The sequence below is a fragment of the Streptomyces montanisoli genome, from assembly GCF_017813245.1.
Taxonomy (GTDB): domain Bacteria; phylum Actinomycetota; class Actinomycetes; order Streptomycetales; family Streptomycetaceae; genus Streptomyces; species Streptomyces montanisoli.
Genome location: NZ_JAGIQL010000001.1, coordinates 123,099 through 147,041, shown reverse-complemented (window position 1 = coordinate 147,041; position 23,943 = coordinate 123,099). Strand labels below are relative to the sequence as shown.

Sequence of the window (23,943 nt, the reverse complement as noted above, 5' to 3'; positions counted from 1 at the left end):
TGGGGTCCCCCCGGCCAGAGGCTGGGGAGTACCGAGAGGTCGGAGGGCTGGTGGGAAACCTTCACCAGCGAATCACGAAGTACCGGCCACCTACAGCGTTTTTACCCAACTTGACGGGGTTTCCATCCCCTCGGGGGCCTCGGTGTTCAGGTGTTCACTCGGACGACCGCGTTCCGCCGAACAGCGCGCCCGGGGCTGCTGGCGGCCTGGTTCAGGACGTCAGGCCCCGCAGACGGTTCGCGGCCTCCTGGAGGACGTCGTGCTTCTTGCAGAAGGCGAAGCGCACCTGGGTGCGGCCGGCGTCGGGGTCGTCGTAGAAGACGGCGTTGGGTACGGCGACCACACCGCACCTCTCGGGGAGGGCGAGGCAGAAGGCCACGCCGTCACTCTCGCCGAGCGCCGTGATGTCCGTGGTGATGAAGTACGTGCCCTGGGGGCGGTGGACCTCGAAGCCCGCCCTGCCGAGCCCCTCGGCCAGCAGGTCGCGCTTCCCGCGCAGGTCGTCGCGGAACCCCGTGAAGTACGAGCCGGGCAGCGCCAGGGCCTCCGCGACGGCGTACTGGAAGGGGCCGGCGCTGACGAAGGTCAGGTACTGCTTGGCCGTGCGCACCGCGGCGACGAGGGCCGCGCAGCCCGTGACCCACCCGACCTTCCAGCCCGTGAAGCAGAAGGTCTTGCCCGCCGAGGAGATCGACACCGTTCGGTCCCGCATGCCGGGGAGCGAGATCAGCGGGATGTGTTCGCCCTCGAAGACCAGGTGCTCGTAGACCTCGTCCGTGACGACCAGGAGATCATGCTCGACGGCGAGTGCCGCGATCGCCGTCGCCTCTTCCCGCGTGAGGACCATGCCGGTCGGGTTGTGCGGCGAGTTCAGCAGCAGCAGGCGGGTCCTGGGCGTGATCGCGTCCCGCAGCGCATCGAGGTCGGGGCGGAAACCGGGGGCCCGGAGGGTGAGGGGGACGCGGGCGGCGCCGGCCATGGCGATGCAGGCGGCGTAGGAGTCGTAGAAGGGTTCGAAGGCGATGACCTCGTCGCCCGGTTCGAGCAGCGCCAGCATCGATGCGGCGATGGCCTCGGTCGCACCGGCGGTGACCAGCACCTCGGTGTCCGCGTCGATGTCGAGTCCGTAGAAGCGGCGCTGGTGGTCGGCGATCGCCGCGCGGAGCTCGGGGACACCGGGCCCCGGCGGGTACTGGTTGCCGCGGCCGCCGCGCAGCGCCCGCACCGCTGCCTCGCGCACCTCCTCAGGACCGTCGGTGTCCGGAAACCCCTGGCCCAGGTTGATGGCACCGGTCTTGACGGCCAGCGCGGACATCTCGGCGAAGATCGTCGAGCCATGCCCTTCCAGCCTCCGGTTCAGCAGCGGCCTGGTGCTCACGTCTCCACCGTCCTCACTCGTGCGCCCATCGGTTCTCCGGGGACCATCCTGACTCATTGCCGGTCATACTCCCGTGGCGAGGGGGCCGTGGGGGGCGAGGAGCAGGAGCGCCCCGCTCTTCCGGCTCAGCTGTCGGTTCCCGGAGGGCACCGGCCTTCGCTGAGATATCGCGCAGGAGTGCGTCCCGCAGGGTGTGCAGCGTCGCGATCTTGGCGACCAGGTGTCGTGCCGCGGCGTGCAGGGGCTCAGTCATCGCATAAAAGTCGGTGCGTGTGAGCCGGTCGGGCCAGGTGACCTCCAGGCGCTTGAGGGCACGAGCGGAGATTTCCCGGCTGTTCTGGCCCTGTGCCAGCCGTGCGATGTCGCTGCTCCTGCTCCTGAGTTCGTGGAGCAGCCACCAAACGTCCTCGTCCTCATTGGGTCGTACGGCCACGACGCCTCTGAGAGGTGCTGCTCGTCGGCTCGGTACAGCGATGTGTGCGCCGTCGGAACGGGTGCTCAGCATCAAGGTGCCGGGCGGATGCGCCTCGCCGCCGTTCGCTGGAGCACTCAGACGGAACCTCTGGACGTGGGGCACGGGGAGGTCGTAGAGATCTTTAGGGGCCACTACATCGGTTACATCGGTGTGGGGTCCTGCGGGCAACGGGGGAAGCGAGCGTTCGGAACCTTTGCCCGTCTTCGGTTTGGCGACCTTCCCAAGCGGTCGTGTCTCCCAGGGCGGAATCGTTGCCGCCCAGTCGTCATGGAGGGCGTCGGCCAGTTCCACCGCCTTGCGGGCGGTCCGCCGGTAGAGGGCGGCCATCTCCTCGATGAGGCCGAATGTCTGGTGATATGCGTTGATTACATCTGGCGCAGGCAGCGGAAACGGCATGCGGTGGAGGGTGTCGAGGCTGATGGTGGGCTCGACATGTGCCGTCACGTCCTCGTCGATGCGAGCCTTCGCCGTGGGTGTCTGTAGCCAGATACGCAGCCATCGCACTATGTGCGGTTCAGCGCGGATGATGCCGATCGACCTGGTCGCTGTACATCCCGCGTGCTCGGCGGTGACCAGTGCGGAATCGCCCACCCGTCGGACGAGTACGACGGCCAGGTCGCCCTCCCTGAGGGTTGCCCGGCTGGGCGGGGAATCACCCGGCCGACACTCTTTGACCCTGGGCGCGAGGATTCTGCCGTTCCGGACGAACGTCGAACTGACGACTCCTGCAATCTGCTCGGCAGTCGCGTCGTCGAGGAAACCGGAGGTGGTGTAGATGCGGGGCCGCCCGATCTTGATGGAGGTCGTCTTCCAGGCCGCCCCATCCGAGGCGACCTGGTCCACATTGTCTCCCATCAGATCTCCTCCAAGACGTCCAGCAGACGGAGTTCCAGGACGCGCATCTGGCCGAGCTGAGCGGCCAGTTCGAGCTTTAGTTGCTCGACCCGGCTTCGCGTGTCCCGTTCGGGGTCGGCGGCCTCCACTGCGTACGAGGCCGGCATCAGGCTGCACTCGTGGTCGGCGATTTCCTTCGTGGAGCAGCTTCGGGACCAGCCGGCTGCGTCGTTGTACGGCGAGGCCGTGGCACCGTTCTCGGAAAGGCCACGCCAGGCCGCCAGAGTGGTCAGGATCAGTGCCGTGTTCTTGTCGCCCAGCCTTCGCGCTCTCGAATCCGGGACCTGCTCGAAGGCTCGCCGCGCGTTGACGAACAGCACCTGCTGGCGACGGTCCCGGGTACCCCAGCCGGGGCGCGCGCTCTTGTCCCTGTTGAGCACCCACAGACAGGCAGGGGCTTTGGACTGACCAAAAACGCGAGGCGGCAGAGCGATCACGCACTCGACAAGGTCGTCACGCAGGAGCCGTTCGCGGAGCCTTCGGGTGACGGGCTGTCTGCTGTTGGCCATTTGGTCGGCCATCAGGAAGACGGCGCGTCCGGAAGGAGCAAGCGCGTGCGCGATGTGCTGAATCCACGCGGGGTTGGCAGACCCTCGGGACGGCGGTTCCTCAGGCCAGCGGGGATCGACAGGGACTGCGAGGCCCGACCGGCGAGTTTGCTCTGCCTCGCCGTCCAACGCCCAGTTACGCTGGTTGAAGGGAAGGTTAGCCAGGACGATGTCGCACGGCTCGGGTTCGGGCTCCGCGAGGCTGTCTCCGGGCGGGAAAACGTGAGCCGTGATCCCCCGCACCGCGAAGTTCATGCGGGCTACCTGTGAGGTGTGGGCGTGCTGCTCCTTTCCCAGCAAGGACATGGTCGGGTCCAGCCCGACGCGTTCGCGGACATAGCGGTGACTCTCGACAAGCAGTCCCCCCGAACCGCAGGCCGGGTCCAGCACTCTGTGCCCGTCGCGGGGGACCGCCGCACCGACCATGAGACGGGCCATGTCGTCTGGCGTGAAGTAGTGGCTGCCGTCAGCCTGGGCCTGGTCCGCCGAGAGGTCGCGGAGGCAGTGGTCGAGCAGGGGCCTGACCAGCTGGGTGGAGCCGATGGCTTGGATGAGAGTGTGCAGTGATCCTTCGGAACCGGAGGGCGGAACGGGCATCAGGCTCCTCGTGCCCATGTCTGGGTCCTGCTCGTCGGCTGCGGGAAGCCAGTGGCTCAGACACTTGCTCACGGCAGCGCGGATTCCCGAACCACGCTCTGCCGACTGCCCCAGCAACCACGACCATGTCGGCACGCCGGCGCCGGGATTGGCGTGCGCCTTTCGGCTCAGGTAGAGCAGTCCGAGGATGAGGCGAGTCGCATCGTGAGCGTTCATCAGCCGCGAGAGGTGCGCGCGGTGCTGGTGCACCTTCGCGAGCACCTCGTCGAGCGAGGAACCCTCGGCCTGTACGTACCTTCCAAGGGCACTCATGTCGCTCACGAGCCCACCACACCCAGGGCACCCATGACCACGATGAGGAGCGTCAGGGAGCCCGCGAAGGTCACTGCCCCAGTCTTGAAGGCCGCCGCGGGGCGCCCTCCCTCGACGACGGTCAAGACGCTGCCGGCCAGAGCGGCGACAAGCGCCACAAGGACCGCAATGATCACGTACATCAGCCTCAGCTGCACGACGTGGTTCCTTCCTGATGTCGGGGGATCTCCCAGTGGACGAGTGAGCCAGTGATCCCTGGCTTCAGGAAGAACAGTAGAAGACGTAGGCCGCCCGCCGCTGAGTGCACGCCTTTTGGGATTTCTTAGGCATGCGCTCGAAGTTCACGCGCCGTCAGCCAGTGCACGTCATTTGGGATTCGAGACGACGACCTACGGGACGAGTCCGCTGAGGTCGACGACGGCCGACGGGGTGTTCATCCGAGTGTCGCTGGTGATGGCGGGCGCTTCACATGCCTCGTGCATCGCAGTGCCAGCTGTCCGGCGAGGTGAGGAAAGAGGCTCTTGCAGGCATCGCCGACGGCGACTCCAGGACGGCCCAGGCGAGATGGTAAGCGAGTCGGGCTTGGGTCTCCCGGAGGATCTCCGAGAGACGACGCATGGCGTACGGCATCTCCACGTAGGTGGCGTAGGCGACGAAAGCTTCCGCGAAGGCCGCGCGGAGGCGTCCGCACTCTCCTTCACGGGACATACTCCGGGCCAGCCACAGGTTGATGCTTGCGGCGATGGCGGCTGCGAGGACGGCCCCGGAGACCAGCGCCGATGTCAGTGCATCGGGCCCGGGGGCCGGGGTTGTGGAGGCTGGAGTCGGGGTGGTCGGTGTCGTCGCGTGATCACACTGAGTGAGGGAAGGGCTGGCGACGGCGTGGTCATGCTGCCCTCCCTGATTCGGCTAGCCGTGAGGCTCAGGTGTGCGGTGGCGAGCCTACCTGAGCCAGGGGGCGTAGTCCGGGACGAGGACCGCGACCAGGTACTGCTCGTCGCACCATGCGGCCTGTCCGTATAAGTCATGCCCGGCCCTGCCGGAGCGGTACTCGACGTATGCCTTGCCGCGCTGCGCTACGGCTCCGGTGCGCAGCGCCCTCTCGATCAAGGAGGTTCTGGACTGGTCGGAACCACGCGCCGTCGGAATCAGGCTTCGGGAGGATCTGAAGACCGCGGTACCAGCACGGTCGAGTAGGACGACCGCGCCTGCTGAAAGGTATTCCGTTGACCGGACGCAGCAGGCTTCGCGCGATGCATGGGAGCGCTGGAACAGCTCGACCACGTCCGTAGCTGATGGTCCCCGTAGGCGCACGTTCTCGAGAATCTCGTGGCCACTCACGTCGATCCGTGCCGGCGAGAGGTCCCATAGGCACGGGCATGCGGGCGCGGCCCTCAAGGCCGGCGGGCACGGCGCGGCCCCCGTCACCGCGCGGGTGACAGGGGCCCGACGTGCGAGCGGACGCGCCCTACGCGTCCTCGGGCTTCTCGTCGCCGGGTTCGAGACCCAGCTGCTCGACGAGCCACTTGTCGAACTCGATCGACGCGCGCACCCAGCTGACCGTCGACGACACGAAGTGGTCGAGACCCACGCCCGTGCCGATCAGCATCTGCGCCTCGCCGATCAGGCGGACGGTCGGCGGGCCCTCTTCCTCCTCGTGCACGTGGCTGTAGACCTTCGGCCACAGGGTGCGCCTGTTCCAGTCGTCGATCAGCTCGAGGATCCGCAGCTTGTCGTCGACCCCGTGCGGGCGGTCGTAGAACGTGCGCACGGAGAAGACCTGCTGCTCCTCGTCGCCGCGGAACATGAAGTACGTGCGGAATTCCTCCCACGGCGCCGCGAGGTCGCCCTCGTCGTCGACGACGTACTTCAGCTCCATCTGGTCGAGGAGCTGCTTGACCAGGTCCTGGTCGGGGACGACGACGGGAGCCGGCCCCGCAGGACCCTCCTCGGGCTCGGGGCGCCCCCCGAAATTCGGAATCGCGGACGGATCGATGCTCACCGTGTTCTTCCCTTCGTACGGATCCCGCCATCCTCCCTCATCAGGCCCGGGAAGTGGCAAGCCAGGTGGACGGGGCGCCGGGCGTTTTCCCGTCCGTCACTACTGACGCCGGACCCTTCGCCTGCCCAGCGTGCGCCGCCTTACGCGACGCGCGGGGCGGGTACCCCGCGCGTCGCGCGTCTACAGCGTCTTGGCCGGGCGCTCCGCGCCGCCGTCGGGCGCGGCGTCCCCGTCGTCCCCGGCCTACCGGACGTCCTCCACCGCGTCCACCGCGTCCGAGCCGTCGGAACCGTCCGAGCCGTCCGAGCCGTCGGAACCGTCCGAGCTGTCCGAGCCGTCCGTCCGGCCCACGATCAGGCCGTCGCCGAAGCGGTCGACGCGTACCGTGTCGCCGTCCTTGACCTCGCCCGCGAGGATCTCCTTCGCGAGCCGGTCGCCGATCGCCGTCTGCACCAGCCGCCGCAGCGGCCGCGCCCCGTACGCCGGGTCGTTGCCCTCGTCCGCCAGCCAGTCGAGCGCCGCGGGCGTGACGTCGAGCGTCAGCCTGCGCTCGGCGAGCCGCTTCGCGAGGCGCCCGACCTGGAGCCCGGCGATGCGCGCCAGCTCGTCGCGCGACAGGGCGGAGAAGACCACCATGTCGTCGAGGCGGTTGAGGAACTCCGGCTTGAAGGAGGACCGCACGACCCCGAGGACCTGCTCACGCTTCTGCTCCTGCGAGGTGCCCGTCTCCACCAGGTACTGGCTGCCGAGGTTCGACGTCAGCACCAGGATGGTGTTGCGGAAGTCGACCGTACGGCCCTGACCGTCGGTCAGCCGCCCGTCGTCGAGCACCTGGAGCAGCACGTCGAAGACCTCGGGGTGGGCCTTCTCGACCTCGTCGAGCAGCACCACCGAGTACGGGCGCCTGCGCACCGCCTCGGTGAGCTGGCCGCCCTCCTCGTAGCCGACGTAGCCGGGGGGCGCCCCGACGAGCCGCGCCACCGAGTGCTTCTCGCCGTACTCGCTCATGTCGACGCGGATCATGGCCCGCTCATCGTCGAAGAGGAAGTCGGCGAGCGCGCGCGCCAGCTCGGTCTTGCCGACGCCGGTGGGGCCGAGGAAGAGGAACGAGCCGGTCGGACGGTCGGGGTCCGAGATGCCCGCGCGCGTGCGCCGCACGGCGTCGGACACCGCGCGCACGGCCTCGGACTGGCCGATCAGCCGCCTGCCGAGCTCCTCCTCCATGCGCAGCAGCTTCTGCGTCTCGCCCTCCAGCAGCCGGCCGGCGGGAATGCCCGTCCAGGAGGCGACGACGTCGGCGATGTCGTCGGGGCCGACCTCCTCCTTGACCATGGTGTTCTTGTTCTCGTCGCTCTCCTGCTCCTCCTCGGCGGAGGCCTCGCGCAGCTCCTGCTCCACCGCGGGGATCTCCCCGTAGAGGAGCTTGGAGGCGGTGTCGAAGTCGCCGTCGCGCTGGGCGCGCTCGGCCTGGCCGTGCAGCTCGTCGATGCGCTCCTTGAGCTCACCGACCCTGTTCAGGCCCTTCTTCTCCTTCTCCCACCGCGCGGTCAGACCGCGCAGCTCCTCCTTGCGGTTCTCCAGGTCGCGGCGGAGCTTTTCGAGGCGCTGCACGGAGCCGGGGTCCGACTCGTTGCGCAGGGCCAGCTCCTCCATGGAGAGCCGGTCGACGACGCGCTGCAGCTCGTCGATCTCGACGGGCGAGGAGTCGATCTCCATGCGCAGCCGGGACGCGGCCTCGTCGACGAGGTCGATGGCCTTGTCGGGCAGGAAGCGCGACGTGATGTAGCGGTCGGACAGGGTCGCGGCGGCCACCAGGGCGGCGTCCGCGATCTGCACCTTGTGGTGCGCCTCGTAGCGTCCCTTGAGGCCGCGCAGGATCGCGATGGAGTCCTCGACGGACGGCTCGGCGACCAGCACCTGCTGGAAGCGGCGCTCCAGGGCCGCGTCCTTCTCGATGTGCTCGCGGTACTCGTCGAGCGTCGTCGCGCCGACCATCCGCAGCTCGCCGCGCGCGAGCATCGGCTTGAGCATGTTGCCGGCGTCCATGGCGGAGTCGCCGCCGGCGCCCGCGCCGACGACGGTGTGCAGCTCGTCGATGAACGTGATGATCTGCCCGTCGCTGTCCTTGATCTCGGACAGCACGGTCTTCAGGCGCTCCTCGAACTCGCCGCGGTACTTCGCGCCGGCGACCATCGCGCCGAGGTCGAGCGCGATGAGCCGCTTGTTCTTCAGCGACTCGGGCACGTCGCCCTTGTCGATGCGCTGGGCGAGGCCCTCGACGACGGCGGTCTTGCCGACGCCGGGCTCGCCGATGAGCACCGGGTTGTTCTTCGTGCGGCGGGACAGTACCTGCACGACGCGCCGGATCTCGTGGTCCCGGCCGATGACCGGGTCGAGCCTGCCCTCGCGTGCGGCCGCCGTGAAGTCCGTGCCGAACTTCTCCAGCGCCTTGTAGTTGCCCTCCGGATCGGGCGTCGTCACCCGGCGTCCCCCTCTTGCCTTCTCGAAGGCGTCGACAAGCTTCCTGGCCGTGGCCCCTTGCCCGGCCAGCACCTCACCGGCCTGTCCGCCCTTGGCGGCGATGCCGATGAGCAGGTGCTCCGTCGACACGTACTCGTCGCCGAGGTCGCGTGCGCGCTGCGTGGCGTCGGCGATCACGGCGAGCAGGTCGCGGTTGGCCTGCGGCGGCGCCACGGTGGACCCGGCGACGCTCGGCAGCCCCGCGAGCAGTTGCTCGGCGCCCGACCTGACGGCGGCCAGATCGGCCTCCACGGCGGACAGCAGGTCAGTGACGTTCTCGTTGTCCTGCCCGGCCAGCAGCGCGAGCAGGAGATGCGCGGGGGTCAGATCGGGGTGTCCCGCGGCCACGGCACTGTTGCTCGCGGCACTGATCGCTTCCCGGCTCCTGTTGGTCAGCTCGGCGTCCACGTGCGCTCTCTCCTCCTGTTCCCAAACTCTGACGATGAGAACGTGCGTAAAGTTGAGTCTAGTCCACTCAACTCGAAAACGGGACCACGACCCGGGACCGGCTTCTAAGCTCTGACGCATGACGATCGACGTGCGCGCGCCGCACCCCGAGTACCTCGCGTTCTGGCGCGAACACCACATCTGCACGCTCACCACGCACCGCCCGGACGGCTCGCCGCACGTGGTGCCCGTGTGCGTCACGTACGACCCGGAGGCGGGCGTCGCGCGCGTGATCACGTCGAAGCACAGCAGGAAGGCCGCGAACGTCCTGGCGGCGGAGGAGCCCGGCGGCGCGCGTGTCGCGGTCTGCCAGGTGTCGAGGGGGCGCTGGGCGACGCTGGAGGGCCGGGCGCGCGTGCGCACGGAGCCCGACGTGGTCGCCGACGCGGAGCGCCGGCACGAGGAGCGCTACGGGCGCCCGCCGCGGGAGAACCCGGAGCGCGTGGTCATCGAGATAGCCGTCGACCGGGCCATGGGCCGCGCCTGACGCGGTCGCCGCGCCTGACGCGCCCGCGCGCGGCGCCGCGTGCGCCCGGCGCCGGCACGCGGGCAGCACAACGGCGCCATCGCGTTTCAGGTCCACGATGGCGCCGTTGTGTGGGGGAAGCGCCTGAGCGACTTGTTACGACGGGGGAATCGCTCAGGCACTGCGGGGGGTGGCTGTATGGGGTTGTGGAGCTACCAGCTCATGGTCCCGCCGCTCCAGATTAACAAAAATCATGTCATACCTGATGCAGCATCGGACCAGCTGCGGCGCGCCGTGGGGGCGGCGCAGGCAGCGGTACGCACGGACGTCGTCGTCCTCCTCGCGCACGACGAGCACGGGCTCACCGAACAACGTGACCCTCACCGAGTCCCCGCGCCGCGGAATCGCGGACACGAGATCGACGAAGTGCCACCCGGAACGGTAGGCCGCGGCCATCTCACGCCGGAGACTCGCGTCGTCCGCCGGCGTTGTCATGCCTCGAAGACCGACGTGGTGCTCGTGGGGGCGCCGTTGGAGGCGGCGGGCCAGCTGATGTCCGCGGGCGTGGCCGGTGTCGGCCCGTTCACCGGGGCGACCGGCCAGCTGATGTCGGCGGGGGTGACCGCCGGACCGCGCGAAGCAGCCGCGGGCCAGCTGAGGTCAGCGGGCACGATCGCCGGACCGTGCGCGCCGGCCGCGGGCCAGCTGATGTCGGCGGGCGTGACCGCAGGGCCATGCGCGCCGACCGCGGGCCAGCTGATGTCAGCGGGCACGATCGCCGGACCGTGCGCGCCGGCCGCGGGCCAGCTGATGTCAGCGGGGACCGCCTGGTGCGCATTCGTTCCGGCGTACCCGGACGTCGCGTTCGCGGCAGCCGGCGCATCCCCCGACCCGAAGCCCGAGGCGGCGACGGTTCCGAACGCCAACGGGATCGCGAACGCCGCCGCAAGCATCGAGCGAAGCAATCTCTTCTTCATCGTCGGCTTCGTCCTCACTTGATGGAATCTCTTCCCCGTTGACAACGACAATGACCCACGCCAGGACCTCAGCGCCACACCGGCGAGGCATCATGTTCCTGCAGGTTCAGCAACCTGAGGGGTGGATAAATGGGGATGAGTGGCACAGAACAGACACATCATCACTCTCTGACAGATCTGTGCGCTGAAGGTAAGCAGTTGTACGCGGCCGCGCTCCGTGCCGGCCGCATAGCGAAACGCGAAATCGAGACAGCCCCGTGCCTGGTGGATTTCGCCCTACTGCACCCTGATCCGGACGATCCGGACTGGCTGCGCCCCGTCGCACCGTCCATCGCCCTGGCGCAGCGGCTGCACCCGATCGAGCGGGAGATCCAGGAGCAGCGCCGCCAGTCCGTCGACCTCACCACGTCTTTCGACGAGTTCATGGCGATCAGCGCGCAGGCGCCGCCCAGTATCCACGCCATCACCGTGCTGGAGGGGTCCCACCGCATCAACGCGGCTCTCGACGTCGCCACCACGGAGCTCAAGAAGGAGGTTCTGACGGTCCAGCCGGGGGGCGGCCGTCCTGAACACCTGCTGAGTCAGGCCATCACGCGCAGCAAACCCCTGATAGACCGCGGGATAAGCATGCGCACGCTCTACCAGCACACCGTCCGCTACAGCCAGAACACCTTCGCCTACATCGACCATCTGGCCGGCGCCAAGATGGAGATACGGACGATGGAGCAGCTCATAGAGCGGCTGATCATCTGCGACGACGTGGTGGCCTTCATCCCGGCACGCGACGACGACGGTGCCGCGCTCGAACTGCGCCACCCCGGTCTCGTGTCCTACCTCACCAAGATCTTCGACCATCTGTGGCAGCGTGCGACTCCCCTGGTCCAGCCGCTCTCCGCGGCCCCGGACGCCGAGGGCATCACCGAAGTGCAGCGCTCCATCGCCAAACTGCTCGTCGAGGGACTCGTCGACGAGGCCATAGCGCGCCGCCTTGGCATGAACGTCCGTACCTGCCGCGCGCACATCGCCAAGCTCGCCGCCGCACTAGGCAGCGGCAGCCGCGCTCAACTCGGTTTTCTCATAGCGCAGTCCGGAATTCTGGGGGAGAGGGACTGAGGATGGCGCCGCTGATGTGAGGGGGCGCGGCCCGGCCGTATCCACGAAGGGATACCCTCGCGGATCGTCGGCCGGCCGACAATGTGCCGCGCGCTACGTACGTCGGAAGTTCCGGTTCTTGAGGATGGGAATGACGGAAGAGGTTCGGCACGACGACGACTCGCTGCTCCCGGCGGAGGCCCGCGAACTCTATGCCCGGCTTGCGGCCGGGCAGAGCGCCGACCCCGGCACTCCCGGGCTGGCGGACCTTGAGGCCCGCGGCCTGGCGCTGCGCGACCCCATCAGCGGCCTGGTGTCCGTGGTGGGCATGGAGCACGTCGAACAGCGACTGCACGCCTCCGTGAAGAAGGCGCTGGACCGCTCCGTGCGGCTCTACTCCGAACTTCCCGCCGTCCTGGACGACCTGCGTGGACGGCAGCCGGCACCCGATCGGGGCCGGGCCTCGGTCGTGGCCTTCATCTCCGGGCAGGACGCCGTGAACCGCGCGATCAGCACCGCGTGCGACACGGCCGAGAGCGAGGTGCTGTGCGCGCAGCCCGGGTACCGCGCGCCTCGCACGCTCTCCGTCGCCGAGGACAGGGACGCGCTCCTGCTTGCCCGCGGCATAGCGCTGCACACGCTCTACCACGTGAGCAGCAAGGCGAATCAGGCCGTGCACGACCGTGTGCGTGTCATCGCGCCCAAGGGCGGCCGCTTCCGCACGCTCGCCGGCCCGTTCCTCCTCATGGTCATCATCGACCGGAAGTCCGCGTTCCTCGTCGACAGGCTCAACGGACGCGCCGCCAAGGAGGGCGCCTGGCAGGTGCGGGACCCCGCCGTGTGCGCCTTCCTCGCCGACGTGTTCGAGCAGCAGTGGAACCGCGCCGACGACTGGTTCAACCCCGCGCCCGCCGACGAGGACGTCGTCACCACGCCGCTGCAGCGCGCCATCCTGCGCGAGCTGTGCGTGGGGCACGACCAGCAGCAGATCGCCAAGGCACTCGGCTACAGCGCGCGCACCATCAACGCGCACCTCACCGACCTGCGCACCCGCCTCGGGTTCCGCACCGTCTACCAGCTCGCCCACTGGTGGGCGACCAGCCCGGAGCGCGAGCTCGGCTAGCGGAGCCCGCCGCGGCCCCCGGACACGAGTGAGGGGCCGGTGCGCCCACAGGCGTACCGGCCCCTCGGCCATCGCTCGCTTCGCTCACTCCGGGCGCGCCGGTCTCCAGACCACCAGCGCGCTCGCCTGCCGCACGTCCTCGTACGGCACCAGGTCGCGCCGGTACGACGCGTGCACCTGGGCCTCGCGCTGGCGCATGGCCGCCGCCGCGCCCTCGACCGCGGCCGACAGCTCCGCGACCCTCGACTGCAACGCGGCGACCTGGTTCTCCAGCTCGATGATCCGCTTGATGCCGGCGAGGTTGATGCCCTCGTCCTGGGACAGCTGCTGCACCTGCCTCAGCAGCTGGATGTCCCGCGCCGAGTAGCGTCTGCCGCGCCCGGCCGTGCGGTCAGGGGAGACCAGGCCGAGTCGGTCGTACTGCCGGAGCGTCTGGGGGTGCAGCCCGGACAGCTGGGCCGCCACCGAGATGACGTAGACCGGGGTCTCCTCCGTCAGCTCGTACGCCCTGCCGAACGCGGCAGACGCACGGCGCCGGGCGCCGCCGCCGTCCCTGTCCATGACGTCACGCTCCCTTCGCGGCCTTGAACAACTCCGCCCGCGGGTCCTCGTCCGCGGTCGCCTTCCGGTACGCCTCCAGCGCGTCGCGTGCGGGGGTGCCCAGGTCCTTCGGAACGGCCACCTCGACCGTCACCAGCAGGTCCCCGCGCGTGCCGTCCTTGCGTACGGCGCCCTTGCCGCGGGCGCGCATCGTGCGCCCGTTGGGCGTGCCCGCCGGCAGCTTCAGCTTCACCGGGGGCCCGCCGAGCGTCGGCACCCTCACCTCGCCGCCCAGCGCCGCCTCCGTGAAGGTGACGGGCACGGTGATCGTGAGGTTGTCGCCCCTGCGGCCGAACACGGGGTGCGAGCCCACGTGCACGACGACGTAGAGGTCACCGGCGGGGCCGCCGCGCTCGCCGGGCGTGCCCTTGCCGCGCAACCTGATCCGCTGCCCGTCGGACACGCCGGCCGGAATGCGGACCTGGATGGAACGCGACGACTTGGCGCGCCCGCTGCCCTTGCAGACGTCGCAGGGGTCCTGGGCGATGAGCCCGCGGCCCTTGCACTCGACGCAGGGGTCGGTGAGCGAGAACCCGCCGCCGGTGCCGCGCGAGACCTGTCCCGTGCCGACGCACGTCGGGCACACACGGGGCGTGCCGTTCTTGTCGCCGGTGCCGGAACACGCCTTGCAGGGCGCCTGGCTGGACATCCGCAGCGGGACCGTGGCCCCGTCGACCGCCTCGGTGAAGCTGAGCGTCACCTCGGACTCGATGTCCTGGCCGCGGCGCGGCTGCGTGCGCGTGCTCGTGCCGCCCCGGTTGAACAGCCCGCCGAACACGTCCCCGAGACCGCCGCCGAAGCCGCCCTGCGTCCCGGTGCCGCCGCCCTGGCCCGCGCCTCCGAAGAGGTCGCCCAGGTCGAAGTTGAACGTGCCGCCGCCGGGGCCGCCGCCCCCGGGACCGGGGCGGAAGCCGCCGTTCCCGAAGAGCGTGCGCGCCTCGTCGTACTCCTTGCGCCGCTTCGCGTCGCCCAGGATGTCGTTCGCCTCGGAGATCTCCTTGAAGCGCTCCTCGGCCTTGGCGTCACCCTTGTTGGCGTCCGGGTGGAACTCGCGGGCGAGCTTCCGGTACGCCTTCTTGATCTCGGCCTCTGTGGCGTCCTTGGGGACGCCGAGAACCTTGTAGTAGTCCTTCTCGACGAAGTCCTTGGTACTCATTCCCGACGTCCCTCCTTCCGTCCAATGCCAGCCGCGTCAGCCCTCGTCCGGGCCACCGCTCTCCTTCTCGGCCTCCGGGGAGGCCTCCTTGGCACCGCTCTTGGATCCGCCCGCCTCGTCCTGCTCGTCGGCCGCCTTCGGCTGGGCCCCCGGCTGGGGCTCCGCCACGGCGACCCTGGCGGGCCTGATCGTCCGTTCGCCGAACCGATACCCGGGCTGGAGGATCGCGACGCACGTCGTCTCGGTGACATCCGGCGCGTACGAGTGCATCAGGGCCTCGTGGACCGTCGGGTCGAAGGGCTCGCCCTCCTCGCCGAACTGCTGGAGGCCCAGCTTCGCCGCGACCGACTCGAGCGACTCGGCCACCGACTTGAACCCGCCGACCAGCTCCTCGTGCTCCCGCGCGCGACCGATGTCGTCGAGCACGGGCAGCAGCTCGGTCAGGAGGTTCGCGACGGCGATCTCGCGCACGGTCACCCGGTCGCGCTCCACCCGCCTGCGGTAGTTCTGGTACTCCGCCTGGAGGCGCTGCAGGTCGGCCGTGCGCTCACCGAGAGCGGTGCGCACCTGGTCGAGCTGCGCCGTCAGAGCGGCCTTTTCCTGTACGTCCCCGGCCGGGGCGGCCCGGCCGGGCTCCGCGGAGCCCGGTCCGGCGCCCTTCGGCGCGTCGTCGGGGCCTGCGCCGGAGGGGACGTCGGGCTCCTCCTCGAAGCCCGGGGTCTCCTCCGTCACGCGGCACCGCCCTTGCTGTCACGCTCGTCGTCGACGATCTCGGCGTCCACGACGTCGTCCTGGCCGTCCTGCGCCTGCTCCGTACCGGCGCCGCCGGCCGCGCCCGCGGCCCCGGCCTCGCCGGCACCGTCGGCCTGCGCGTTGGCGTACATGGCCTGGCCCAGCTTCTGGGAGACGGCGGCAACCTTCTCGGTGGCCGTGCGGATCTCGGCCGTGTCCTCGCCCTTGAGCTTCTCCTTCAGCTCGCCGACGGCGGTCTCGACCTCGGTCTTGACGTCACCGGGGACCTTGTCCTCGTTGTCCTTGAGGAACTTCTCGGTCTGGTAGACGAGCTGCTCGCCCTGGTTGCGGGACTCGGCGGCCTCGCGGCGCTTGTGGTCCTCGTCCGCGTACTGCTCGGCCTCCTGGCGCATCCGGTCGACCTCGTCCTTCGGCAGCGAGGAGCCGCCGGTGACGGTCATCTTCTGCTCCTTGCCCGTGCCCAGGTCCTTCGCGGTCACGTGCATGATGCCGTTGGCGTCGATGTCGAAGGAGACCTCGATCTGCGGGACCCCGCGGGGGGCCGGCGGCAGGCCGGTCAGCTCGAACATCCCGAGCTTCTTGTTGTACGCCGCGATCTCGCGCTCGCCCTGGTAGACCTGGATCTGCACGGACGGCTGGTTGTCCTCGGCCGTCGTGAAGATCTCGGAGCGCTTCGTCGGGATCGTGGTGTTGCGCTCGATGAGCTTGGTCATGATGCCGCCCTTGGTCTCGATGCCGAGGGACAGCGGGGTGACGTCGAGGAGCAGTACGTCCTTGACCTCGCCCTTGAGGACACCGGCCTGCAGGGCGGCGCCGATGGCGACGACCTCGTCCGGGTTGACGCCCTTGTTGGCGTCCTTGCCGCCGGTCAGCTCCTTGACGAGCTCCGCGACGGCGGGCATGCGGGTCGAACCACCGACGAGCACGACGTGGTCGATCTCGCTCAGCTGGATGCCGGCGTCCTTGATCACGTTGTGGAACGGGGTCTTGCAGCGCTCCAGCAGGTCGGAGGTCAGCTGCTGGAACTGGGCGCGCGTGAGCTTCTCGTCCAGGTGCAGCGGGCCCTCGGCGGACGCCGTGATGTAGGGCAGGTTGATCGTGGTCTCCGTCGAGGACGAGAGCTCGATCTTCGCCTTCTCAGCGGCCTCGCGGAGGCGCTGGAGGGCCATCTTGTCCTTCGCCAGGTCCACGCCGTGGGCATTGGAGAACTGCTTGACCAGGTAGTCGACGACGCGCTGGTCCCAGTCGTCGCCGCCGAGGTGGTTGTCGCCGTTGGTGGCCTTCACCTCGACGACACCGTCGCCGATCTCCAGCAGCGAGACGTCGAACGTGCCGCCACCGAGGTCGAAGACGAGGATCGTCTGGTCGTCCTTGTCGAGGCCGTACGCGAGGGCCGCCGCGGTCGGCTCGTTGACGATGCGCAGGACGTTCAGGCCCGCGATCTCGCCGGCCTCCTTCGTCGCCTGGCGCTCGGAGTCGTTGAAGTACGCCGGGACGGTGATCACCGCGTCGGTGACCTTCTCGCCCAGGTACGCCTCGGCGTCCCGCTTCAGCTTCTGCAGCACGAAGGCCGAGATCTGCTGCGGGTTGAAGTCCTTGTTGTCGAGGTTGATCTTCCAGTCGGTGCCCATGTGGCGCTTGACCGACCGGATGGTCCTGTCGACGTTGGTTACCGCCTGACGCTTCGCGACCTCGCCGACGAGCACCTCGCCGTTCTTGGCGAAGGCGACGACGGACGGCGTGGTCCTGGCGCCCTCGGCGTTGGTGATGACGGTGGGCTCGCCGCCTTCGAGAACGCTGACGACGGAGTTAGTCGTGCCCAGGTCGATGCCGACCGCACGTGCCATTTCGATTCCTCCAGAGGACTTGAGTGGAACAGGCTCAAGGATGCAACACGAATCGCGTTGAGTCAAAGGACCTGAGTCGGACAGGCTCAACTATTGTGCGGGCGCCCTGCGGCCCGAAGGTGACGCCGCAGGTCGGGCGCGTCGGCCCGACACGGCCGCGGCGGTGCAGCGGCGCGGCGGGCGGGCCGTGCGATGGTGTCGAAAAACCGGTGCGAACCGGAACCAACCCGAACCTACCGAATATCCCCGACGGAACGGATGGCTGCCCATGAGGCTCGCTCTGCGGCTCGTTTCGCGACTCGGCCTGCCGGCCGGTCGGCACTTCGGTACGCGGCGGGACGCGACGCACACGCCCGACGCGCCTCTCGTGCGGATGCCCGCCGGGCCGCCCGTCGTGTGCCCACCTCTCGAAGAGGAACGCCTCCCCGGCGCGAAACGTGCCCTGGATCTCGTCCTCGGTTCGCTGCTGCTGGTGCTCGCCGCGCCGGCCCTGCTGGTGGCGGCCGCCGTCCTCGCCGTGCACGGCGACGCGGCGGGAGGCGGCCGTAACGGCGGCGTTTTCCTCCGCCAGGAGGTGGTGGGCCTGCACGGCGCGCCCTTCACCCTGCGGTCGCTGCGCACACGCCGCTTCCGCCTCGACCTGCTGTCCCGGCTGCCCCAGGTCGTGCGCGGCCGGATGTCGCTCGTCGGCCCCGCGGCGCTGCCCGTGGGCCACCCGCGCGCGCGTGCCACCTGGCGGCAGTCCGTGCGGCCGGGCCTCACCGGCCTGGCGCAGGTGCGGCGCGGGTCGCGGCTGCCCTGGTACGAGGCGCCGCTGCTCGACCAGCACTACGTGGAGCACCACTGGCTCGGCACGGACCTGTCGATCCTGGCCCTCACCCTGCCCGCCCTGCCGTCGGCCGCGCCCGCGGCGAGGCCGGGGGCCTCGCGCGCGTCCCGTACGTCCCGGGTGCCCCGTACGTCCCGCACCCTGCGCGAACGCGGCGCACGCGCGCGTGGCGGCCGTCCCACCGCGGCCAGTCCCGCCGCGGCCCGTACGATCACAGCCCGCCCCACCGCAGCCCGTCCCGCCGCGGCCCGTACGACCGGCATCCGCGGGGCTCTCGGGCGTGCGGCCCTCGCCCGTACCGCTCGTACCCGCGCCGCACGCGCCCGCAGCGCACGCGCGCGCGAGGCCGCGTCCGCGACGCACGCGAGCCAGACGCTCACAGGCCAGACCCACACGGGCCAGACCCACGCGGGCCAGGGATCGCGGAGCGCGCACGGGCGGGTCACGGTGAGCGACACAGATCACCGCTCAGGGCGCTACATTGCGGCCGGATAAGTGGGTACGCTCAGTGCGGAACAATTAAGTTACCGCTTAGTAAACCTCTGAGCGGCCGCAGCGTGCGGACCTCCCCAGCTCGCATGCCCGAGGAGCCCTCCATGCAACTCGCCGCGATCATCGTGTCGCTGGTACTCGCCGTCGTCGGTGCGGCGCTGTTCGTCCGCGCCATCGGGCAGATCGTCGCCTTCCTGCGGATGGGCCAGTCCGTCCCGGCGGGCGCACGGACGGACGACCCCGGCAGCCGGACCCTGACGGTGGTCAGGGAGTTCCTCGGCCACACGCGCATGAACCGCTGGGGCGTCATCGGCGTCGCGCACTGGTGTGTCGCGGTCGGCTTCTTCGCGCTGATCGTCACCCTCATCAACGCGTTCGGGCAGATCTTCCAGGCGGACTGGCTGCTCCCGATCATCGGCGACTGGCCGCCCTACGGGGTCGCCGTCGACCTGATCGGCGTGCTGACCACGTTCGGCATCCTGACCCTGATCGTCATCCGCCAGCTCTCCCGGCCCGGGCGCGCCGAGCGCAAGTCGCGGTTCGCGGGCTCGAACTTCGGTGACGCGTACTTCGTCGAGGCCGTCATCCTGATCATCGGCCTGTGCATCCTCGCGCTGCGCGGCCTGGAGGGCGCGCTCTACCACGAGACCTCCTACAGCGCCTCGTACTTCCTGACGTACCCGCTGGTCGTCGCGTTCCGCGGGCTGTCGCTCCCCACCCTGCAAAACCTCGTCTACCTGTTCGCGATGATCAAGATCGGGACGTCGTTCGTCTGGATGATCACCGTCGCGCTTCGGACCGACATGGGCGTGGCCTGGCACCGCTTCCTCGCGTTCCCGAACATCTGGTTCAAGCGCAACGCGGACGGCACCACCGCGCTCGGCCCCCTCCAGCCGATGGCGTCGGGCGGCAAGGTCATCGACTTCGAGACGGTCTTCGACGACGAGGAGAGCGCCGAGGAGACCGTCTTCGGCGTCTCGCAGGTCGAGCACTTCTCGTGGAAGGGCATCCTCGACTTCTCCACCTGCACCGAGTGCGGCCGCTGCCAGTCGCAGTGCCCGGCCTGGAACACCGGCAAGCCGCTCTCCCCCAAGCTGCTGATCATGTCGCTGCGCGACCACGCGCACGCGAAGGCGCCCTACCTCCTCGCGGGCGGCGGCAAGGACGCCGAGGGCTCGGAGAAGGCGACGCAGCAGCAGCTGGCCGACGTGCCGGCCTCGGCCCTCGCGGAGGCGGAGCGCCCCTTGATCGGGACGCTCGAAGAGGGCGGCGTCATCGACCCCGACGTGCTGTGGTCGTGCACGACCTGCGGCGCGTGCGTGGAGCAGTGCCCCGTCGACATCGAGCACGTCGACCACATCGTCGACATGCGCCGCTACCAGGTGATGATCGAGTCCGCGTTCCCGTCCGAGGCCGGGACGATGCTCAAGAACCTGGAGAAGCGCGGCAACCCGTGGGGCCTGGCGAAGAAGCAGCGCCTGGAGTGGACGAAGGAGCTGGAGCGGGAGATCGGCTTCAAGGTTCCCGTCGTCGGCAAGGACGTCGAGGACCTCACCGAGGTCGACTACCTGTACTGGGTCGGCTGCGCCGGCGCCCTGGAGGACCGCGCCAAGAAGACCACCAAGGCCTTCGCCGAGCTGCTGCACATCGCGGGCGTCAACTTCGCGATCATGGGCGGCGACGAGAAGTGCACCGGCGACTCCGCGCGCCGCCTCGGCAACGAGCCGCTGTTCCAGCAGCTCGGCCAGGAGAACGTCATGACGCTGAACATGGCGTTCGGCGAGGAGCTCGACGACGACGGCAAGGCCACCGAGGCCTCGCGCAAGCCGAAGTCGGCCAAGAAGATCGTCGCGACGTGCCCGCACTGCTTCAACACCATCGCCAACGAGTACCCGCAGCTCGGCGGCGAGTTCGAGGTCATCCACCACACGCAGCTGCTCCAGCACCTCGTCGACGAGGGCAAGCTGGTGCCGGTCACGCCCGTCGAGGGCCTCATCACGTACCACGACCCCTGCTACCTGGGCCGCCACAACAAGGTCTACACGCCGCCGCGCGAGATCATCGCCGCCGTCCCGGGCATCAGGAACGAGGAGATGCACCGCCACAAGGAGCGCGGTTTCTGCTGCGGCGCGGGCGGCGCGCGCATGTGGATGGAAGAGCGCATCGGCAAGCGCATCAACAACGAGCGCGTGGACGAGGCGCTGTCCCTGAACCCGGACATCGTCTCCACGGCGTGCCCGTTCTGCCTCGTCATGCTCACCGACTCCGTCAACGGCAAGAAGAGCGAGGGCCAGGCGAAGGAGACACTCCAGGTCGTCGACGTCGCGCAGCTGCTGCTCGACTCCGTCCGCACACCCGCGGACCCGGACGGCGCGCCGGAGGCCGCGAACAAGCCGGAGCCGGAGCCGGCGAAGTAGCAGCCGGCGGGACGGGCCGAGGCGCGACGCGCCCGACGCGCCCGACGTGAAGGGGCCCGAGACGCTCACCGGCGCCTCGGGCCCCTCGTGCGTGATTCCCGTGGATGACGCTCTTCCGGGGATCACGCATCGACGGGCAGGAACACCCACATGGCCGAACTGTTGTTGCTGACCCGTACGGAGGAACCCTGAACGACGAGGCGCCCGGCGGGCGGGTAGGCGTGCGCGATGGTGACGGGCCCGTCGGGCCACCCCTCGATGCGCCACCGGTCGGCGCGCTCGGCGCGCCCCGTGGGCACGGCGCCGGAGGCGTCGGCGGCGTTGTCGTCCACGGCGGCGTCGTCGGCGGCGTCGTCGCCGGCGGCGTCCGTACCGGCCTCACCGCTCGCGGATTGACTGGGCGCCGACCCGCAGGCGTCCACCCGCACGGGCGCCGGGTAGCCCAGCGTCCGCGGCATCGACAGGCAGCGGCTGTCCGGCCCCGGCCGGACGAACTGGACGGTGCCGTCCGCGTGGTTGCGCAGGACCCACTCGGTGCCGTCGACGCCGCAGGTCTCCAGCCGCGTCCCGGCAAGGCACCGGCCGGACGCCACGTCCTTGACGTAGTAGGTGCCGTCCTGCACCGTGCCCGCCTGCGCGGCGGCCGCGGGCGTCGTGAGGCACAGCAGAAGGGCGGGCGCGGCCAGCGCGGAGGCGACGGCGGACCGTACGGATGGCATGGGACCTCCAGAGAACGGTGACGGGCACCCAACGTAATCTCACCGTCACCGCAAGCGCCGAAGGACGGCGCCGAGCAGCCCCACTGATGCCCCCTAGGGGCGAATGCTGCTACAGATTTTCTAGTCATTTATGAGCATTCCTAGCCGTATACATCGAATACCTTGTTTTGGTGAAGCTTTCGGAGTGGGCGCGGCAGCAGGGCGTGAGTTACCAGACTGCGTGGCGTTGGGTGAGGGACGGGAAGATGCCCGTTCCGGTCCGCCAGGCGCCGTCGGGAACCTGGCTGGTAACCGAGCCTGCTCCGGCTGTCTCTGCGGCCTTGGGGCGGGTGGTGGCGTACTGCCGCGTGTCGTCCGGTGACCAGAAAGAGGATCTTGAGCGGCAGGGGGCCCGGGTCGTGGCCGGTGCGAACGGGCTCGGCCTGCCAGTTGCGCAGGTCGTCACGGAGGTCGGTTCGGGGCTGAACGGGCGGCGGCGCAAGCTGCACCGCCTGCTGTCCGATCCGCTGACGTCGGTGATCGTGGTCGAGCACCGTGACCGGCTGGCCTCCTTCGGCGTCGAGCATCTCGAAGCCGTCCTGTCCGCATCCGGCAGGCGCCTGGTCGTCCTCGACCCCACCGAGACGACCGACGACCTGGTGCGGGACATCACCGAGGCGCTCACCTCGATGTGCGCCCGCCTGTGCGGGCCAGGCGCGGCGAAGAACAAGGCCGCCCGCGCGGTGGCCGTGGCGACCGGCAAGGCCACCTCGTGAGGAAATTCAAGCCGCAGCCCGGTTTTGTGGTGCAGGCCTACCGATACGCGTTGGACCCGAACGCCCGGCAGGAGGCCGCACTGGGTTCACACTGCGGTGCGGCACGTGCCGCGTACAACTGGGCTGTCGGCTGGGTCGAGGCGTCGTGGTGGCAGCGCCGCGCGGAGGAGACCTACGGCACCCCCGAGAAGGAGTTGACCGCATGGCGGCCATGGTCGCTGCCCACACTGCGGAAGAGGTTCAACGAAGCCAAGCACACTGATCCGAGGTTCGCTGCCTGGTGGGAGGAGAACTCGAAGGAGGCATACAACACCGGCCTCGCGAACGCGTCGGCGGCGTTCGACAACTACGCCAAGTCGAAGAACGGCAAGCGGCGCGGCAAGCGGGTAGGCCCGCCGCGGTTCAAGTCGAAGCGGAAGGCACGTCTTGCGTGCCGGTTCACCACCGGCACGATCCGGGTGGACGTGGATGGCCGTCACATCACCCTGCCGAGGCTGGGAAGGATCCGCACCCACGAGCCCACCTGCGACCTCCTCACCCACGTTCAGGCGGGGACGGCCCGGATCCTGTCGGCGACCGTCCGTCACGAACGTGGACGCTGGTTCGCCTCATTCCAGGTTGAAGTCAAGCGCGACCTCGAACGGGTCGCCCGGCCGGACGTGGCGGTCGGTATCGACCTCGGGGTGAAGACCCTCGCGGTGCTGGCCGACTCGACCGGCGAGATCCGCACCGTGCCCAACCCCCGCCACTACGAGGCCGCGCTGAAGCTGCTGCGCCGCGCCTCCCGCACCGTCTCCCGCCGCCAGGGCCCCGACCGGCGCACCGGAGGCAAACCGTCCCGACGCTGGGAGAAGGCCAACGCCACCCGCAACAAGATCCACCACCGGGTCGCGAACCTGCGCACCGATGCCCTGCACAAACTCACCACCTCGGTGGCGGCCGAGTACGGCACCATCGTGGTCGAAGACCTGCATGTCGCCGGCATGCTCAGAAACCGGCGCCTGGCCCGCCGCATCGCCGACGCCGGCTTCGGTGAAATCAGCCGCCAGCTCGACTACAAAACCCGCCGACGCCATGCCACCCGCGTGATCGTGGCGGACCGCTGGTATCCCTCTTCCAAGACCTGTTCCGGGTGCGGCGCGGTGAAAGCCAAGCTGCCGCTGCACATGCGGACCTACACCTGCGACGCCTGCGGCCTGGTCATCGACCGGGACGACAATGCCGCACTCAACCTCGCCGCCCTCGCGGCGAACGCAGTAACTGGTACCGGAGTGGCCGGAGACCAGGACACCGCCCCGGCGGCGTTGAAACCTCGTGGAGCCGACCGCAAGACCCGCACCACCCGCACGGCGAGCGCGGGGCGGGCAGGTGGCGCAACCCTGCCGCACCAACGGCAGACAGAAACGAGAGACCGTCCTCACACCGAAGCACTCACGCTCTGGTAAAGAGACGGACCTTCCGAGCAGAAATGCCCGGAATGCTGACACCTGACCACGGTCTCAGCAACGGATGTCACAGGACAGCCCCAATGGCATGCACGTTCG

At 69.6% G+C, this 23,943-nt stretch carries 19 protein-coding genes and 1 pseudogene; 7 read left to right on the top strand and 13 right to left on the bottom strand.

Annotated features, from left to right (window positions below):
- Positions 1–211: 211 nt before the first annotated feature.
- The 6 genes and pseudogenes from JFN87_RS00695 to clpB all read right to left on the bottom strand — a co-directional run.
- Positions 212–1,435 carry a pyridoxal phosphate-dependent aminotransferase gene (locus tag JFN87_RS00695; RefSeq protein WP_209337792.1) on the bottom strand — a complete coding sequence of 408 codons (1,224 nt, stop codon included), beginning with the start codon at positions 1,433–1,435 and terminating at the stop codon, positions 212–214.
- A complete protein-coding gene (locus JFN87_RS00690) occupies positions 1,392–2,708 on the bottom strand; it encodes a restriction endonuclease subunit S domain-containing protein (RefSeq protein ID WP_209337791.1) in 1,317 nt (438 codons plus the stop codon). The genes JFN87_RS00695 and JFN87_RS00690 overlap by 44 nt, the downstream gene beginning before the upstream one ends.
- On the bottom strand, positions 2,708–4,204 hold the full coding sequence (locus JFN87_RS00685) for an N-6 DNA methylase (RefSeq protein WP_245178535.1): 1,497 nt from the start codon (positions 4,202–4,204) through the stop codon (positions 2,708–2,710). Before JFN87_RS00685 ends, JFN87_RS00690 begins: the two co-directional genes overlap by 1 nt.
- Before the next feature lie 5 nt (positions 4,205–4,209).
- Positions 4,210–4,401, bottom strand: coding sequence for a hypothetical protein (locus JFN87_RS00680; protein WP_209337790.1), 192 nt, complete (start codon positions 4,399–4,401; stop codon positions 4,210–4,212).
- Positions 4,402–5,672: 1,271 nt separating this feature from the next.
- Positions 5,673–6,206, bottom strand: a complete 534-nt coding sequence (locus tag JFN87_RS00675) for a YbjN domain-containing protein (RefSeq protein WP_030898743.1) — start codon at positions 6,204–6,206, stop codon at positions 5,673–5,675.
- Between the two features lie 333 nt (positions 6,207–6,539).
- Positions 6,540–9,134: pseudogene (clpB, locus tag JFN87_RS00670) on the bottom strand (ATP-dependent chaperone ClpB); the annotation flags it as partial.
- 118 nt (positions 9,135–9,252) lie between these two features.
- Between clpB and JFN87_RS00665 the strand changes: the two are divergent.
- Positions 9,253–9,660 carry a pyridoxamine 5'-phosphate oxidase family protein gene (locus JFN87_RS00665; RefSeq protein ID WP_209337788.1) on the top strand — a complete coding sequence of 136 codons (408 nt, stop codon included), beginning with the start codon at positions 9,253–9,255 and terminating at the stop codon, positions 9,658–9,660.
- A 153-nt stretch (positions 9,661–9,813) separates the two neighbouring features.
- Here the strand turns inward: JFN87_RS00665 and JFN87_RS33365 are convergent, their stop codons facing one another.
- Both JFN87_RS33365 and JFN87_RS33360 read right to left on the bottom strand, forming a co-directional pair.
- The gene (locus tag JFN87_RS33365; protein ID WP_245178513.1) at positions 9,814–10,134 is read right to left on the bottom strand and encodes a Rieske (2Fe-2S) protein; all 321 of its coding nucleotides are present in this window, start codon (positions 10,132–10,134) and stop codon (positions 9,814–9,816) included.
- Positions 10,131–10,634, bottom strand: a complete 504-nt coding sequence (locus JFN87_RS33360) for a hypothetical protein (RefSeq protein WP_245178512.1) — start codon at positions 10,632–10,634, stop codon at positions 10,131–10,133. The genes JFN87_RS33365 and JFN87_RS33360 overlap by 4 nt, the downstream gene beginning before the upstream one ends.
- Positions 10,635–10,745: 111 nt before the next feature.
- Between JFN87_RS33360 and JFN87_RS00655 the strand changes: the two genes are divergently transcribed.
- Both JFN87_RS00655 and JFN87_RS00650 read left to right on the top strand, forming a co-directional pair.
- The gene (locus tag JFN87_RS00655) at positions 10,746–11,729 is read left to right on the top strand and encodes a helix-turn-helix domain-containing protein (protein ID WP_209337786.1); all 984 of its coding nucleotides are present in this window, start codon (positions 10,746–10,748) and stop codon (positions 11,727–11,729) included.
- 130 nt (positions 11,730–11,859) lie between these two features.
- Positions 11,860–12,831, top strand: a complete 972-nt coding sequence (locus JFN87_RS00650) for a helix-turn-helix transcriptional regulator (RefSeq protein WP_209337785.1) — start codon at positions 11,860–11,862, stop codon at positions 12,829–12,831.
- Positions 12,832–12,915: 84 nt separating this feature from the next.
- Here the strand turns inward: JFN87_RS00650 and JFN87_RS00645 are convergent, their stop codons facing one another.
- From JFN87_RS00645 to dnaK, 4 genes are read right to left on the bottom strand one after another with little or no spacing between them, the layout of a single operon-like run.
- A complete protein-coding gene (locus JFN87_RS00645) occupies positions 12,916–13,392 on the bottom strand; it encodes a heat shock protein transcriptional repressor HspR (RefSeq protein ID WP_245178511.1) in 477 nt (158 codons plus the stop codon).
- A gap of 4 nt (positions 13,393–13,396) precedes the next feature.
- A complete protein-coding gene (gene dnaJ, locus JFN87_RS00640; RefSeq protein ID WP_209337784.1) occupies positions 13,397–14,587 on the bottom strand; it encodes a molecular chaperone DnaJ in 1,191 nt (396 codons plus the stop codon).
- 36 nt (positions 14,588–14,623) lie between these two features.
- Positions 14,624–15,319 carry a nucleotide exchange factor GrpE gene (grpE, locus tag JFN87_RS00635; protein WP_209337783.1) on the bottom strand — a complete coding sequence of 232 codons (696 nt, stop codon included), beginning with the start codon at positions 15,317–15,319 and terminating at the stop codon, positions 14,624–14,626.
- Entirely contained in the window at positions 15,316–17,187 is a 1,872-nt protein-coding gene (dnaK, locus tag JFN87_RS00630) for a molecular chaperone DnaK (protein WP_209337782.1), read from the bottom strand. The genes grpE and dnaK overlap by 4 nt, the downstream gene beginning before the upstream one ends.
- Positions 17,188–17,455: 268 nt before the next feature.
- On the opposite strand from dnaK, the gene JFN87_RS34225 reads away from it, so the two are divergent.
- Both JFN87_RS34225 and JFN87_RS00620 read left to right on the top strand, forming a co-directional pair.
- A complete protein-coding gene (locus JFN87_RS34225) occupies positions 17,456–18,511 on the top strand; it encodes a sugar transferase (RefSeq protein ID WP_307865238.1) in 1,056 nt (351 codons plus the stop codon).
- Positions 18,512–18,612: 101 nt separating this feature from the next.
- Complete coding sequence (locus tag JFN87_RS00620; RefSeq protein WP_209337812.1) at positions 18,613–20,925, top strand: (Fe-S)-binding protein; 2,313 nt, start codon at positions 18,613–18,615, stop codon at positions 20,923–20,925.
- A gap of 122 nt (positions 20,926–21,047) precedes the next feature.
- On the opposite strand, the gene JFN87_RS00615 is transcribed toward JFN87_RS00620, so the two are convergent.
- Positions 21,048–21,644 carry an RICIN domain-containing protein gene (locus tag JFN87_RS00615; RefSeq protein ID WP_209337781.1) on the bottom strand — a complete coding sequence of 199 codons (597 nt, stop codon included), beginning with the start codon at positions 21,642–21,644 and terminating at the stop codon, positions 21,048–21,050.
- A 170-nt stretch (positions 21,645–21,814) separates the two neighbouring features.
- Between JFN87_RS00615 and JFN87_RS00610 the strand changes: the two genes are divergently transcribed.
- Together JFN87_RS00610 and tnpB are read left to right on the top strand one after the other, a co-directional pair.
- Positions 21,815–22,399: an IS607 family transposase gene (locus JFN87_RS00610; RefSeq protein ID WP_209337780.1), complete on the top strand. Its 585-nt coding sequence runs from the start codon at positions 21,815–21,817 to the stop codon at positions 22,397–22,399.
- Positions 22,396–23,844, top strand: a complete 1,449-nt coding sequence (gene tnpB / locus JFN87_RS00605; protein WP_209337779.1) for an IS607 family element RNA-guided endonuclease TnpB — start codon at positions 22,396–22,398, stop codon at positions 23,842–23,844. Before JFN87_RS00610 ends, tnpB begins: the two co-directional genes overlap by 4 nt.
- The last annotated feature ends 99 nt before the right edge of the window (positions 23,845–23,943 follow it).

Bases quoted from the DNA above. Each gene is read 5' to 3' on its own strand.
- JFN87_RS00695 (WP_209337792.1), bottom strand. From the start codon at position 1,435: ATGAGTCAGGATGGTCCCCGGAGAACCGATGGGCGCACGAGTGAGGAC.
- JFN87_RS00690 (WP_209337791.1), bottom strand. From the start codon at position 2,708: ATGGGAGACAATGTGGACCAGGTCGCCTCGGATGGGGCGGCCTGGAAG.
- JFN87_RS00685 (WP_245178535.1), bottom strand. From the start codon at position 4,204: ATGAGTGCCCTTGGAAGGTACGTACAGGCCGAGGGTTCCTCGCTCGAC.
- JFN87_RS00665 (WP_209337788.1), top strand. From the start codon at position 9,253: ATGACGATCGACGTGCGCGCGCCGCACCCCGAGTACCTCGCGTTCTGG.
- JFN87_RS33365 (WP_245178513.1), bottom strand. From the start codon at position 10,134: ATGACAACGCCGGCGGACGACGCGAGTCTCCGGCGTGAGATGGCCGCG.
- JFN87_RS00655 (WP_209337786.1), top strand. From the start codon at position 10,746: ATGGGGATGAGTGGCACAGAACAGACACATCATCACTCTCTGACAGAT.
- JFN87_RS00650 (WP_209337785.1), top strand. From the start codon at position 11,860: ATGACGGAAGAGGTTCGGCACGACGACGACTCGCTGCTCCCGGCGGAG.
- JFN87_RS00645 (WP_245178511.1), bottom strand. From the start codon at position 13,392: ATGGACAGGGACGGCGGCGGCGCCCGGCGCCGTGCGTCTGCCGCGTTC.
- dnaJ (WP_209337784.1), bottom strand. From the start codon at position 14,587: ATGAGTACCAAGGACTTCGTCGAGAAGGACTACTACAAGGTTCTCGGC.
- dnaK (WP_209337782.1), bottom strand. From the start codon at position 17,187: ATGGCACGTGCGGTCGGCATCGACCTGGGCACGACTAACTCCGTCGTC.
- JFN87_RS34225 (WP_307865238.1), top strand. From the start codon at position 17,456: ATGAGGCTCGCTCTGCGGCTCGTTTCGCGACTCGGCCTGCCGGCCGGT.
- JFN87_RS00620 (WP_209337812.1), top strand. From the start codon at position 18,613: ATGCAACTCGCCGCGATCATCGTGTCGCTGGTACTCGCCGTCGTCGGT.
- JFN87_RS00615 (WP_209337781.1), bottom strand. From the start codon at position 21,644: ATGCCATCCGTACGGTCCGCCGTCGCCTCCGCGCTGGCCGCGCCCGCC.